This window comes from Streptomyces sp. NPDC048196, from assembly GCF_040652715.1.
Taxonomy (GTDB): domain Bacteria; phylum Actinomycetota; class Actinomycetes; order Streptomycetales; family Streptomycetaceae; genus Streptomyces; species Streptomyces siderophoricus.
The window spans coordinates 1-13,317 of the sequence record NZ_JBEZMM010000004.1 but is presented as its reverse complement, the minus strand read 5'-3'; the positions used below and the strand labels follow the sequence as shown (position 1 = coordinate 13,317).

At 68.2% G+C, this 13,317-nt stretch carries 9 protein-coding genes; 8 read left to right on the top strand and 1 reads right to left on the bottom strand.

The annotated features are described in order from the left end of the window. Positions 1 to 100: 100 nt before the first annotated feature. Positions 101 to 3,517 (bottom strand): GH92 family glycosyl hydrolase, encoded by a 3,417-nt coding sequence (locus AB0E02_RS06900; protein ID WP_362136832.1) that lies wholly within the window; start codon positions 3,515 to 3,517, stop codon positions 101 to 103. Positions 3,518 to 3,952: 435 nt separating this feature from the next. Here AB0E02_RS06900 and ngcE point away from each other — a divergent pair, with 435 nt between their 5' ends. From ngcE to AB0E02_RS06860, 8 genes are all read left to right on the top strand, one after another. Further along, on the top strand, positions 3,953 to 5,392 hold the full coding sequence (gene ngcE, locus AB0E02_RS06895; protein WP_362136830.1) for an N-acetylglucosamine/diacetylchitobiose ABC transporter substrate-binding protein: 1,440 nt from the start codon (positions 3,953 to 3,955) through the stop codon (positions 5,390 to 5,392). A gap of 63 nt (positions 5,393 to 5,455) precedes the next feature. Then, positions 5,456 to 6,379 (top strand): sugar ABC transporter permease, encoded by a 924-nt coding sequence (locus AB0E02_RS06890; RefSeq protein ID WP_362136828.1) that lies wholly within the window; start codon positions 5,456 to 5,458, stop codon positions 6,377 to 6,379. Next, positions 6,379 to 7,347, top strand: coding sequence for a carbohydrate ABC transporter permease (locus AB0E02_RS06885; RefSeq protein ID WP_362136826.1), 969 nt, complete (start codon positions 6,379 to 6,381; stop codon positions 7,345 to 7,347). The genes AB0E02_RS06890 and AB0E02_RS06885 overlap by 1 nt, the downstream gene beginning before the upstream one ends. Positions 7,348 to 7,555: 208 nt before the next feature. Further along, positions 7,556 to 8,755: an ROK family transcriptional regulator gene (locus tag AB0E02_RS06880; RefSeq protein WP_362136824.1), complete on the top strand. Its 1,200-nt coding sequence runs from the start codon at positions 7,556 to 7,558 to the stop codon at positions 8,753 to 8,755. Positions 8,756 to 8,894: 139 nt separating this feature from the next. After that, positions 8,895 to 9,989, top strand: a complete 1,095-nt coding sequence (locus AB0E02_RS06875; protein WP_362136822.1) for a substrate-binding domain-containing protein — start codon at positions 8,895 to 8,897, stop codon at positions 9,987 to 9,989. A gap of 210 nt (positions 9,990 to 10,199) precedes the next feature. Then, the gene (locus tag AB0E02_RS06870) at positions 10,200 to 11,000 is read left to right on the top strand and encodes an ATP-binding cassette domain-containing protein (RefSeq protein ID WP_362136820.1); all 801 of its coding nucleotides are present in this window, start codon (positions 10,200 to 10,202) and stop codon (positions 10,998 to 11,000) included. A gap of 73 nt (positions 11,001 to 11,073) precedes the next feature. Further along, positions 11,074 to 12,468 (top strand): sugar ABC transporter permease, encoded by a 1,395-nt coding sequence (locus tag AB0E02_RS06865; protein WP_362136818.1) that lies wholly within the window; start codon positions 11,074 to 11,076, stop codon positions 12,466 to 12,468. 415 nt (positions 12,469 to 12,883) lie between these two features. Continuing rightward, positions 12,884 to 13,317 (top strand): 1-deoxy-D-xylulose-5-phosphate synthase N-terminal domain-containing protein (locus AB0E02_RS06860; RefSeq protein WP_362136816.1); only part of this gene is annotated, 434 nt, incomplete at its 3' end.

Here is a 13,317-nt window from a genome sequence, read left to right as displayed (position 1 = left end):
CCGGCAGCCGCAACCGGCAACAGCGCCACGACGGGCCGCACTCCCTCTGCCGAGGGGGTGCGGCCCGTCCGCGTGGGCGCGGTGGCGTCACCGCCCCCGGTCACCGGGTGTCCGGCGCTCCCAGCAGCTCGACCTCGGCGAGCGCGGCGGTGCCGTCGGGCACCAGCCGGTAGTGCCGGTAGTCCGCCGGGTGGCCGAGCGCGAAGACCCGGGTCTGCCGGTCCCAGGCGAACGATTCGCCGGAGCGGCGGTCCAGCGGTGTCCAGTGCGTGCCGTCCGCGGAGCCCTCCAGCCGCCAGCCGGCCGGGGCGGTGCCGCGGTCGGCCGAGGTGAGCGTGTACGAGGTGACCCGGGCCGGCCGGGGCAGGTCGATCGGCGCCGCGGTGAGCGGGGCCGCCGTGTCGGAGGTGTTGTCGAAGAGCGGGCCGGCGGACGGGTCGGTGGTGTCCGCCGGCGGCATTGGCACCTCGTCGTCCTTGGTGAGGGAGGTGGGCGCGGCGTGCGGGCCGCTGCCCCAGGAGGACGGCCGGTCGCCCATGGTGAATTCGAGGGTGCCGCCGCGGGCGAGCAGCCGGTGCGGCAGCGCGGTGGAATTCCACGGCTTTCCGTCGACCCGGAGGTCCTGGACGTAGACGTTGCGGGCGTTGTTGTGCGGGGCCTTGATGACGAGATCGTGGCCGTTCTCCAGATGGATCGTGGCCTTGGGGAACAGCGGTGATCCCACCGCGTATTCGCCCTGTCCCATCACCAGCGGGTAGAAGCCGAGCGCGCTGAAGACGTACCACGCGGACATCTCGCCGTTGTCCTCGTCGCCCGGATATCCCTGGCCGATCTCACTGCCGAGATAGAGCCGGGAGAGCGCCTGACGGACCTTCTCCTGGGTCTTCCAGGGCTGTCCGGCCGCGTCGTAGAGATAGGCGATGTGGTGCGACGGCTGGTTGTTGTGTCCGTACATGCCCATCCGGGTGTCGCGGGCCTCGGTCATTTCGTGGATCACCCCGCCGTAGGAGCCGGCGAATTCCTTGGCGGCGGTTTCCGGGGTGGAGAAGTAGGCGTCCAGTTTCTTCGCCAGCGCGGCGCGGCCGCCGTAGAGGTTGGCCAGCCCCCGGGTGTCCTGCGGTGCGGTGAAGGCGGCGGTCCAGGCGTTGGTCTCGGTGTAGTCGTTGCCCCAGACCCGGGGGTCGAACTTCTCCGGGGGCAGCCGCCAGTGGCCCTCGGCGTCCTTGCCCTGGAAGAAGCCGATCCGGTCGTCGAAGAGCTTGACGTAATTCCGGGCGCGGCCCAGGAAATAGTCGGACTCCTCCTTGTAGCGGGGCTTCTTGGTCTTCTCGTAGAGCGCCTGGCCCATACGGGCGATGCCGAAGTCGTTGAGACAGCCCTCCAGCGCCCAGGACATGCCCTCACGGGTGTCGGTGCTCGTATAGCCGAGGAAGGGCGCGGTGCTCATGCCCTTGCGGCCGACGCCGGAGCCGGGCGGGGCGACCGTGGCGTTCTTGACGGCCGCGGCATAGGCGGCTTCGGCGTCGAACTTCACGCCCTTGACATAGGCGTCGGCGAAGGCCACGTCGGAACTCGTACCGGTCATCAGGTCCGCGTATCCGGGCGAGGACCACCGCGAGATCCAGCCGCCGTCCTTGTACTGCTGGACGAAACCGTCGACCATTTTCCCGGCCCGTCCCGGGGTGAGCAGCGAATAGGCCGGCCAGGTGGTCCGATAGGTGTCCCAGAAGCCGTTGTTGACGTAGATCTGCCCGTCGACGATCTTCGATCCGGTGCGGGTCGGGGTGTCCGGGCCGGTCTGCGGGGAGAACGGGCTCGCATAGCGGCTGCGCGAACCGACCTGCTCGAAGCCGGAGTTGGGGTAGAGGTAGAGCCGGTAGAGGTTCGAGTAGAGGGTGGTCAGCTGGTCGCGGGTGGCGCCCTGGACCTCGATGCGGCCGAGGAGCGCGTCCCACTGCGCCTGGGCCCGCTGCTCGACGGTGCCGAAGGCGGTGCCGGCCGGGATCTCCCGGTCCAGGTTCGCCCGGGCCTGGTCCACGCTGACCAGCGAGGTGGCGATCCGCATCGTCACGGTCCGGTCGGCGCCCGGGCGGAAGCGGAGGTAGCCGGTGACGTCCTTGCCGCCCCCGCCCTCCAGCCTTCCGCCGCCGGTCACCGGTGCGTCGAAGACCCCGTAGACGAAGAGCCGGGTGGCGCCGACGGACAGCCCGCTGCGGACGTCCGAGAAGCCGGTGACCACACCGCGGTCGGTGTCCAGGCTCAGCCCGCCCTTGTTGTTGACGTTGTCGAAGATCAGGCTCGCCCGGTCGCCGGGGAAGGTGAAGCGCATCAGCGCGGCGTGGTCGGTCGGGGTGATCTCCGTCTTGAGGCCGTTGTCGAAGGTGACGCCGTAGTAGTGCGGCCGGGCGGTCTCGTTGCTGTGGTGGAACGGCAGCGCACGGCCGGTGCGGGAGGCGTCCGGGGTGCCCTCCGCGACGGACGGCATCACCTGGAACGTCTGCCGGTCGCCCATCCAGGGACTGGGTTCGTGACTGGCGCTGAACGCCTGGAGGGTGGGCAGGTTGTCGGCGTTGTTCTTCCGCGCGTACTCGTAGAGCCAGTCGGCGGAGTTCGCGTTGGTCACCGGGGTCCAGAAGTTGAAGCCGTTGGGGACGGCGGTGGCCGGAAAGGTGTTGCCGCGCGAGAAGCTGCCGCTGGAGAGGGTGCCGCGGGTGGTGACGGCGTAGTCCGACAGATGGGCGAGCGGTTTCTCCGGCGGGGTGGGCCGGAGGGTGATGTCGTCGACCCAGCCGCGGAAGGCGGGCGCGGCGGTGGGGGCCTTGGGCGCGTCGTAGGCGACCAGGATCCGGTCCACGGTCTTGCCGGCGGCGACCGCGCCGATCCGCGAGGTGCGGTGGTTCCACTGGTTGACGTAGAGGGTCTTGGACGCGGCCTGGCCCTGCGGGGTCAGCGGGGCGCCGTGCTGGTCGACCGCGGACAGGTCGCTGAGGTAGGTGCCGTCGGTGAAGGCCAGATCGACCGCGACATGGGTCGCGGGGTAGGACAGATCGGTTGTGGCCATTTCCGGGAAGAGCAGGTACGAGAGCGAGGTGGACGCCGTGACCGGGACGTCGACGTCGAAGATCTTGTTGTACGCGTAACCGTGGCCGTCGGCGGTGTGGGTGCCGGCGTAGCGCAGCGCATGCCCGCCGGTGAAGCCGGCGTGGGCCTTGGCGGTGGGGGAGTCGGTGGGGCCGGTGTCGGGACGGGTGCTCATGCCGGGCGCCGCCGGGGTGGTCTCCGGGCCCACGCCGGAGGCCCGGGGTCTGCCGTCGGGGCCGGTCTCGGCGGTGTCGGTCCAGTCCGGGCGGGGCTGGCCGGGTTCGAAGGAAGAGCTGAACTCCCCGTCCGTGCGGGGGATGTGGGGCGGCGCGGCCTGGGCCGGGCCGGGGAGGGTGAGGACGAGCAGAACGGCCGCGGTGAGGGCGGCCGGGCGGGTGATGTCCCGCAGTTGACGGTGCCGGTGTCGGATCCGCACGCGAGCCCTCTCAACCAGATTGACATCGTTGTCAGTTGAATGGCGCCAAGATAAACAGAGATAAGTAACGTGCGTGGGGACTTTGGTGTCAAGGGTGTCGCTGCGATCGGGGTGCCGGTCGTGTCGCGGGGTGCTCCGGCGGACCACCGGCGGCGGATGTGCCGCATGTCCGCGAGGTCTCAACTAGGGAAAGATGCCCGGCCAACCCTGCATTCGATCTTGCCCCTTCGGCTGGAAGTGGACTATACCTGTCGGCGTCCGACCGGCCGTACGACCAAGGCCGTGGATCCGGGGGGAAGGCGGGGAACGGATGATTGACCCGCATTTCTCTAGCAGGCCCGGTGCACATCCCGTACAACTCAGCTTCATCTGACCCGCGGTGCCGGGGTGGCTCCGGTACACCGCCTGAGTCCTGAAGAAGGCGAGGACTTGAGCATGGGATCCACCTCAGAATTCAATCGTCGTGATCTGGTCAAGCGGGCCGCCGCCCTGGGGATCGTCGCGGTACCGGCCATGAGCATGCTGTCCGCCTGTGCCAGCGGCGGTGGCGGCGATGAGGACAAGGTCGAAAAGGGCAAGAAGTCGGCGAAGAACCCGCTGGCGGTCAACGAGTCGGCCGGTCTCGACGTGGTCATCTTCGACGGCGGATTCGGCGACAAATACGCCAAGGACGCCCAGGCGCTGTACGTCAAGGCCTTCCCGAAGGCCGACGGCAAGGTCAAACTGTCCTCCACTCAGAAGATCCAGTCGACCCTGCAGCCGCGCTTCAACGGCGGAAACCCGCCGGACCTGGTCGACAACTCCGGCGCCGAGCAGATGGATTTCGGCACGCTGGTGGCCAAGGACCAGCTGACCGACCTCACTCCGCTCCTGGACGCCCCCTCCGTCGACGACCCGAACAAGAAGGTGCGCGACACCCTGCGCCCCGGCGTCGTGGAAATGGGGCAGTTCGGCGGCAAGGAGACCTGGATCCTCTACTACGCCTACACGGTGTACGGGGTGTGGTACTCCCGGAGCAATCTGCAGAAGCTCGACGCGGAATACCCCGAAACCTGGGACGACATGCTCGCGCTCTGCGCGAAGGCCAAGAAGAAGGGCGTCGCGGGCTGGACCTACCCCGGTAAGTACCCGTACTACCTGCCCTTCAGCCTCTACCCGTTCATCGCGAAGATCGGCGGCGAAGAGGTCCTGAAGAAGATCGACAATCTGGAGCCCAACGCCTGGAAGGACCCGGCGGTCAAGGCGGCCTTCGAGGCCTATTACGAGCTGTACCGCAAGGGCTATGTGCTGAAGGGCTCGCCCGGCCTGGACCACCTCCAGTCGCAGAAGGCCTGGGCCGAGGGCAAGGCGCTGTTCATTCCCAACGGCTCCTGGGTGGAGAACGAGTCGGCCAAGCAGATCGCGAAGAACCCCAACTTCGACCTCGCGGTCGGCGCCCCGTCCAGCCTGTCCACCTCCGACAAGATGCCGTACGGCACGATCTGGGCGTCCGGCGGTGAGCCGTACATCGTCCCGAGGAAGGCCCGGAACGCCGAGGGCGGCATGGAATTGCTGCGCATCATGCTCAGCAAGCAGTCCGCGCAGAACTTCATCAAGCAGGTGTCCTCGCTGACCTCGCTCAACGGCGGCACGGAAGGACTGAAGCTGCCGCCGGGCCTGGCATCGGCGCAGGCCGCGCTGCAGAAGGCGGGCCAGAACATCGTCAATCCGCGGCTGCAGGACTGGTACGTGGCGCTGCAGAAGGAACGCATCGGGGTCGGCGCGCTGGGCGAGATGATGGCCGGCCGGATGACGCCCGACGAGGCCATCGCGAAGATCCAGAAGTATGCGGACGAAACCCGCGACGATTCCAGCGTGAAGAAGTACAAGCGCTGACCGATACGTCGTCCGACGCGTCACCGGCGGCGGGAACGCAGGCAGAGAGCGGGACCGGTAGTCATGAAGCACGGTAAGTACCGTTTCATCGCGGGGTTCTTGGTGCTCCCGCTGGCGATTTATGCGATCTTCGTGATCTCGCCATTCCTCCAGGCCATCTACTACTCCTTCACGGACTGGACCGGACTGAGTCCGGACCTGAAGGTGGTCGGGTTCGACAATTACGCCCGCCTCTTCCAGGACGAGGTGTTCTGGGCCGCGGTGGGCAACAGCGTCACGCTGTTGCTGCTGCTGCCGGTGGTGACGCTCTCGCTCGGGCTGTTCTTCGCGTTCATGCTCAACGTCGGTGGCCGCCGCCGGAAGAAGGCGGTCATCGGCGGAGTGCGCGGCTCGGGCACCTACAAAATCCTCTACTTCTTCCCGCAGGTGCTGTCGGTCCCGATCGTGGCGCTGCTCTTCCAGTTCGCCTACAACCCGGAGAGCGGCGCCCTGAACGCGTTCTTCAAAGCGATCGGGCTCGACGGTGTGCAGCCCGACTGGCTGGGGGATCCGCAGCTCGCGCTGTGGTGCGTGATGGCCGCCATGGTGTGGGCCAACGTCGGTTTCTACGTCGTGCTGTTCTCGGCCGGTATGAGTTCCATTCCGAAGGACTTCTACGAGGCCGCGCTGCTGGACGGCGCGAACCGCTTCAACACCTTCTTCCGGATCACCCTGCCGCTGCTGTGGGACACCGTGCAGACCGGCTGGATCTATATGGGCATTCTCGCCCTGGACGTTTCGGCCTTCGCGTTCGTGCAGATCATGAGCGTCGGCCCGGGCGGTCCCGACTATTCGACCGAGGTCCTTCCGCTGTACGTGTACCAGAAGACGTTCCGCGACGGTCAGGCCGGTTATGCGACCGCGATCGGCGTTTCCCTGCTGATCGTGACCCTGATCTTCTCGGGCATCGTCATGCGGCTGGGACGCCGCGAGCGACTGGAGTTCTGATGAGTGCGCAGACCGACCCCGCGGACCTCCCGGGCGTCACCAAGGAGCAGGGGCCGCCCGGCGGGGTCACTTCGCGGGTGCCCGGACCGCGCGCCGGACGCGGCGGCCCGGACGGCACGGCCGGCCGGGACGGCGGCGGCGAGGGCCGGGTCCTCAACGTCTTCTCGCACGGAGTCCTGGTCATCTGGGGCCTGTTGGTGACCATGCCGCTGCTCTGGGCGGTGGTCAGCTCCTTCAAGGACGACACCGAGATCTTCGGCTCGCCCTGGAGCCTGCCCTCGGTGCTGCACTTCGACAACTGGGCCCGCGCCTGGGACAAGGCCAACATGGGCCAGTACTTCCTCAACTCGCTGATCGTGGTGGGGGGTTCGCTGATCGGCACGATGCTGCTCGGGTCGATGGCGGCCTATGTGCTGGCCCGCTTCGACTTCCCCGGCAACCGCTTCCTCTACTTCCTGTTCGTCGGTGGCATGGGCTTCCCGGTCATCCTCGCGCTGGTGCCGTTGTTCTTCGTCATGAAGAACATGACGCTGCTGGACAGTTACCACGGCCTGATCCTGGTCTACATCGCCTATTCGCTGCCGTTCACGGTCTTCTTCCTGAGCGGCTTCTTCCGGACGTTGCCCACCTCGGTGGCCGAGGCCGCGCTGATCGACGGCGCCTCGCACACCCGCACCTTCTTCCAGGTCATGCTGCCGATGGCCAAACCCGGTCTGATCAGCGTCGGGATCTTCAACTTCCTCGGGCAGTGGAACCAGTACCTGCTGCCGACGGTGCTCAACGTCGGTGACCCGGACAAGAAGATGCTCACCCAGGGACTGGTGGCACTGGCGGTGAGCCAGGGATACAAGGGCGACTGGTCGGGACTGTTCGCGGGTCTGACGATCGCGATGCTCCCGGTGCTCGCCGCGTACATCATCTTCCAGCGCCAGGTGGTGGCCGGGCTGACCGCCGGCGCGCTCAAGTAGTGCCTGATCAGACCGTGCCTCCCGCCGGATTGCCGGCGGGAGGCCGGTGCGCTGTGCTGGTTTCGGGGTGGCTGGAGGACTTGACGGGAGGTGGCCCGGGCGGCTCAGCTTAGATTCACATGTTGGAGACAAGCCGGGCCCCGCTGCTGTGGTCCGGCAAGGCGGGCGGTCGTCGCGCCGTCCGTCCCAGGCGGGAGTGGATGAGTCGATGGAGACTCCGGGGTCGCAGTCCTCGCTGCACCGGGCCAATCTGGAGCGGGTGGTACGCGCCGTACGCATGGCGGGCTCGCTCACGCAGGCGGAGATCGCCCGGAGCACGGGGCTGTCCGCGGCCACCGTCTCCAACATCGTCCGGGAACTGAAGGACGGCGGCACCGTCGAGGTCACCCCCACGTCGGCGGGCGGCCGGCGGGCGCGCAGCGTCTCGCTCTCCGGTGACGCGGGCATCGTCGTGGGCGTCGACTTCGGCCACTCCCACCTGCGGGTGGCGGTCGGCAACCTGGCGCACCGGGTGCTCGCCGAGGAGGCCGAGCCGATCGATGTGGACGCCTCCGCCGCGGAGGGCTTCGACCGCGCGGAAGTGCTGGTCAACCGGCTGATCGAGGCGACCGGCATCGGCGCGGACAAGGTCATCGGCGTCGGCCTGGGCGTGCCCGGACCGATCGACGTGGAATCCGGGACGCTGGGCTCGACCGCGATCCTGCCGGGCTGGACGGGCACGAACCCCCGCCAGGAGCTGTCCGGGCGGCTGGGCGTCCCCGTCTACGTCGACAACGACGCCAACCTCGGTGCGCTGGGCGAGCTGGTCTGGGGCGGCGGCCGCGGGGCCGCCGACCTCGCGTACATCAAGGTCGCCAGCGGTGTCGGTGCCGGGCTGGTGATCAGCGGACAGATCTACCGCGGGCCGGGCGGCACCGCGGGCGAGATCGGGCACATCACGCTGGACGAGTCCGGGCCGGTGTGCCGGTGCGGCAACCGCGGCTGCCTGGAGACCTTCACCGCGGCCCGGTACGTCCTGCCGCTGCTGCAGCCGAGCCACGGACCCGATCTGACCATGGCGCGGGTGGTGCAGCTGGCCCGCGAGGGCGACCCGGGCTGCCGGCGGGTCATCGCGGACGTAGGCCGCCATATCGGAAGCGGCGTGGCCAACCTGTGCAATCTGCTCAATCCCAGCCGAGTGGTGCTCGGCGGCGATCTCGCCGACGCCGGTGAGCTGGTGCTCGCGCCGATCCGCGAATCCGTCTCCCGGTACGCAATTCCCAGCGCCGCACGGCAGTTGGGCATCGTCACCGGCACGCTCGGCGGTCGCGCCGAGGTGCTGGGCGCGCTGGCGCTGGTGCTGAGCGAGATGGGCGATTCGTCGCTGCTCGACGGCGCTCAGAACGTGGACGCTCCCGCGCTGGCATAAGCGCTCTGCGTTCACACAGCTAACGCATGGCACCGTTGTCATCTCGTTAAGGATTTACTCCTTGACGGTCGGCTAGCGGCCGAGTTGACTTCCCCCACCTCGGCCGCAACGACGCGGCCTCGTCAGGGAGGCAACCCCAATGAACGTTTGGACGCGCCGCGTCGTCATAGGCACCGCCGCCGTCTCGATGGCACTCTCCGTGGCCGCCTGCGGCAAGGCCGGAGACGGTGCCAAGGGTGGCGGTGGCGACAACAAGACCATCGGCCTGCTGCTGCCGGAGAACAAGACCACGCGTTACGAGACCTTCGACCGTCCGATGATGGAGGCGAAGATCAAGGAACTGTGCAGCGACTGCACGGTCAAGTACAACAACGCGGCGCAGGAGACCGAGACCCAGAAGAAGCAGTTCGACGCGCTGATCACCCAGGGTGTGAAGGTGATCATCCTGGACCCGGTCGACTACAAGGCCACCCAGTCGTGGGTGAACCAGGCCGCCAAGAAGGGCGTCAAGGTCATCGCCTACGACCGTCTGGCCGAGGGCAAAATTTCGGCCTATGTCTCCTACGACAACGAGAAGATCGGCCGCCTCCAGGGGCAGGCGCTGGTCAAGGCGCTCGGCGACAAGGCCAAGGACAGCAATGTCGTCATGATCAACGGCTCGCCGACCGACCCGAACATGCCGTTCTTCAAGAAGGGCGCACACAGCGTCCTCGACAAGCAGGTCAAGAAGATCGCGTACGAGCAGGACATCCCGGACTGGTCCTCGGACGAGGCCAACAAGAAGATGAACGCCGCCCTCGACTCGCTGGGCAAGGACGGCATCCAGGGCGTCTACTCCGGCAACGACGGCATGGCCGGCGGCATCATCACCGCGCTCAAGCAGAAGGGCGTCAAGGTCCCGGTCGGCGGCCAGGACGCCGAGCTCGCGGGTCTGCAGCGGCTCCTCAAGGGCGACCAGGCGTTCACCATCTACAAGCAGATCAAGCCGCAGGCCGACTCCACGGCCGAGATCGCGGTCAAGCTGCTCAAGGGCGAGAAGATCGACTCCCTGGCGCCCACCAAGGTCGACAGCCTCAGCGGCGCGGTCAAGGGCATCCCCGCCAAGCTCTACGACGCGCAGATCGTGACCAAGGACAACATCGCCTCCACGATCATCAAGGACAAGGTCTACAAGGCGAGCCAGATCTGCACCGGCGACGTCAAGAAGGCCTGCGCGGCGGCCGGCATCAAGTAGCCGGCGACAGCCCCTACGCCCCACCACCCACGCGGCACCACCCCCTCGGTACCGCGTAAGGCCTCCGGCCCCGGCCCGCGCCGACCCGTTCCGGCCGCGGGCGGGGCCCTCCCCCGCATCCCCTCGGCTCGCGGAGCACCCCTCTGACCGCTCGCAGAGCCCCCTCTTCGCACCACCATGCCCCCCGCCGTTGTGACGGCGGCGAAGGAGATGATTCACGTGTCCGCTACGCCTGTGCTGGCGTTGCGCGGAATCTCCAAGCGGTTCGGCGCCGTCCAGGCACTCACGGACGTCACGCTGGAGATCCACCCCGGTGAGGTGGTCGCCCTCGTGGGCGACAACGGCGCCGGCAAGTCCACCCTGGTCAAGACCATCTCGGGCGTCCACCCGGTCGACGACGGCACCATCGAGTGGGAGGGCGACGCGGTCCGCATCAACAAGCCGCACGACGCCCAGGAGCTCGGCGTCGCCACCGTCTACCAGGACCTCGCGCTCTGCGACAACCTCGACGTCGTCGCCAACCTCTTCCTCGGCAACGAGAGCCGCACCGTCGGCATCCTCGACGAGATCGCCATGGAGAAGCGCGCCAAGGAACTGCTCGACACCCTCTCCATCCGCATCCCCAGCGTCCGCATCCCGGTCGCCGCGCTCTCCGGCGGTCAGCGGCAGGTCGTCGCCATCGCCCGTGCGCTGATCGGCGACCCGAAGATCGTCATCCTCGACGAGCCCACCGCCGCGCTCGGCGTCGAGCAGACCGCGCAGGTCCTCGACCTGGTCGAGCGGCTGCGCGAGCGCGGCCTGGGCGTCATCCTCATCAGCCACAACATGGCCGATGTGCAGGCCGTCGCGGACCGGGTCGCGGTGCTGCGGCTGGGCCGCAACAACGGTGTCTTCGACGTCGAGGGCACCTCCCACGAAGAAATCATCGCCGCCATCACGGGTGCCTCGGACAACGCGGTGACCCGCCGCAAGGCGCGCACGGACCAGGTGAAGAAGGAGGCCGGGGCATGAGCGAGCGCAGCGAGCGAATCGTAGAAAGGTGCGCGCGTCGCGAATGCGGCGCCGAGCGCAGCGAGGTGTCGGCATGAGCGACCTCACCAAGGAGCCGGCGGGCGGGGCGTCGGAGACTGCGGCCGACACCGTGACGGAGACCGCGACGGACACCGTGACGGAGTCCCCGGCCGACGCCGCCGCGGAGACCGCGGAGACCGCGGAGACCGCGGAGGCCACCGCCGCCGACGCCCCCCAGCCCGCCGCCGTCGACCCCCGGCTGCTGGTCCGGGAAGCGGGCCTGGCCGGCTACCTCGCCGACTTCAAGCGCCGGGTGCGCGGCGGTGAGCTGGGCTCGCTGCCGGTCGTCATCGGCCTGATCGTCATCGCGATCGTCTTCCAGCTCAAGAACAGCAGCTTCCTGTCGGCGGACAGCCTCGCGAACATCGGTGTCTACACCTCCGGCCTCGGCATCATGGCCGTCGGCATCGTCTTCGTCCTGCTGCTCGGTGAGATCGATCTCTCCGTCGGCTCGGTCGCCGGCGTCGGCGCGGCCGTCTGGGCGGTGCTCAGCGTCACCCACGGCGTCAACGACTGGCTCGCGGTACTGATCGCCATCGCGGCCGGTGTGGTCATCGGCGTCATCCATGGCTTCTTTTTCGCCAAGATCGGCGTACCGGCGTTCGTCGTCACCCTGGCCGGATTCCTCGGCTGGAGCGGTCTGCAGATCTGGATGATGGGCCAGGAAGGCTCGATCAACACGCCGAGCGGCAGCCTGGTCGAGAACCTCACCGGCTACTACTTCGAGGACAAGGCCGCCGCGTACGGCCTCGCGCTGGTCGCGGTCCTCGCGTACGCCGGTTCGCTGCTGCTGGACAGCAAGCGCCGCAAGGCCGCCGCGCTGACCTCCCGGCCGCTCAGCGAGATCCTGCTGCGCACCGGTGTGGTCGCGTTGATCGCCTTCGTGGTCGCCTACGTCCTCAACGAGCCGGCCGGTGCCCGCGGGCTCCCGCTGGCCCTGGTGCTGTTCCTGGCCGTGCTGGTCATCGCCGACTTCGTGGTGCGCCGCACCTCGTACGGACGGCAGATCTTCGCGGTCGGCGGCAACGCCGAGGCGGCCCGCCGGGCCGGTATCAACGTGAACAAGATCCGGATCAGCGTCTTCGCGATCTCCGGGATGCTCGCCGCCTTCGGTGGTCTCTTCATCGCCAGCCTCTCCGGTGGCGCCACGAAGAACCTCGGCTCCGGCAACACCCTGATGAACGTCATCGCGGCGGCGGTCATCGGCGGCACCAGCCTCTTCGGCGGCCGCGGCAAGATCTGGTCCGCGCTGCTGGGCATGCTGGTCATCCAGTCCATCCAGCAGGGCCTGAACCTGCTGGGCATGGCCAGTGAGATCCAGTACATGATCACCGGCGCGGTGCTGCTGGCCGCGGTCGTGATCGACTCGGTGTCGCGGCGCACCCAGAAGACCGCCGGGCGCACCTAAACCGCGGGTCGTTGGCCGGGTGCGGCAGCGCCATCAGGCGCACGTAACCGCAGGTCGTTGGCCGGGTGCGGCAGCGCCATCAGGCGCACGTAACCGCAGGTCGTTGGCCAGGTGCAGCAGCGCCACCAGGCGCACGTAAACCACGGGTCGTTATCCGTGTGCGGCAGCGCCACCAGGCGCACCCGACCACACCGTCGGCCTCCGACGGCCGGTCGTCGGCCCCCACCGGGCGTGTCCCGGTGGGGGCCGAATCGTGTTCCTGGAGGCATTTCCGGGGCGGCCGAAAGATGGCTTTCACCCGAGTGACATACATCGCAAGGCCCGGGCGTCGCCGCGGCGGGCGCGACATTAGACTCATCTGATCGGCAAGCTCGATCGATCGACGGCAGCAGCAGCAAGCAGCAAGGAGGCAGGGGTGGCGTTGCTTTCCCGTATCAGGGGACCGCGCGATCTGGACCGACTGGGCCCGGAGCAGCTGGAGCAGCTGGCGGGGGAGATCCGTTCCTTCCTTGTCGACGCGGTCTCCAAGACCGGCGGCCACCTCGGCCCGAATCTCGGTGTGGTCGAGCTGACCATCGCCCTGCACCGGGTCTTCGACTCACCCAAGGACCGGGTCCTCTTCGACACCGGCCACCAGTCCTACGTCCACAAGCTGCTCACCGGCCGTCAGGACTTCTCCAAGCTGCGGGCCAAGGGCGGCCTGTCGGGTTACCCCTCGCGGGCGGAGTCGGCGCACGACGTCATCGAGAACAGTCACGCCTCGACGGTGCTGGGCTGGGCGGACGGTCTGGCCAAGGCCAATCAGGTGCGCGGGAAGAAGGACCATGTCGTCGCGGTCATCGGCGACGG

Bases quoted from the DNA above. Each gene is read 5' to 3' on its own strand.
- ngcE (WP_362136830.1), top strand. From the start codon at position 3,953: ATGGGATCCACCTCAGAATTCAATCGTCGTGATCTGGTCAAGCGGGCC.
- AB0E02_RS06890 (WP_362136828.1), top strand. From the start codon at position 5,456: ATGAAGCACGGTAAGTACCGTTTCATCGCGGGGTTCTTGGTGCTCCCG.
- AB0E02_RS06885 (WP_362136826.1), top strand. From the start codon at position 6,379: ATGAGTGCGCAGACCGACCCCGCGGACCTCCCGGGCGTCACCAAGGAG.
- AB0E02_RS06880 (WP_362136824.1), top strand. From the start codon at position 7,556: ATGGAGACTCCGGGGTCGCAGTCCTCGCTGCACCGGGCCAATCTGGAG.
- AB0E02_RS06875 (WP_362136822.1), top strand. From the start codon at position 8,895: ATGAACGTTTGGACGCGCCGCGTCGTCATAGGCACCGCCGCCGTCTCG.
- AB0E02_RS06870 (WP_362136820.1), top strand. From the start codon at position 10,200: ATGATTCACGTGTCCGCTACGCCTGTGCTGGCGTTGCGCGGAATCTCC.
- AB0E02_RS06865 (WP_362136818.1), top strand. From the start codon at position 11,074: ATGAGCGACCTCACCAAGGAGCCGGCGGGCGGGGCGTCGGAGACTGCG.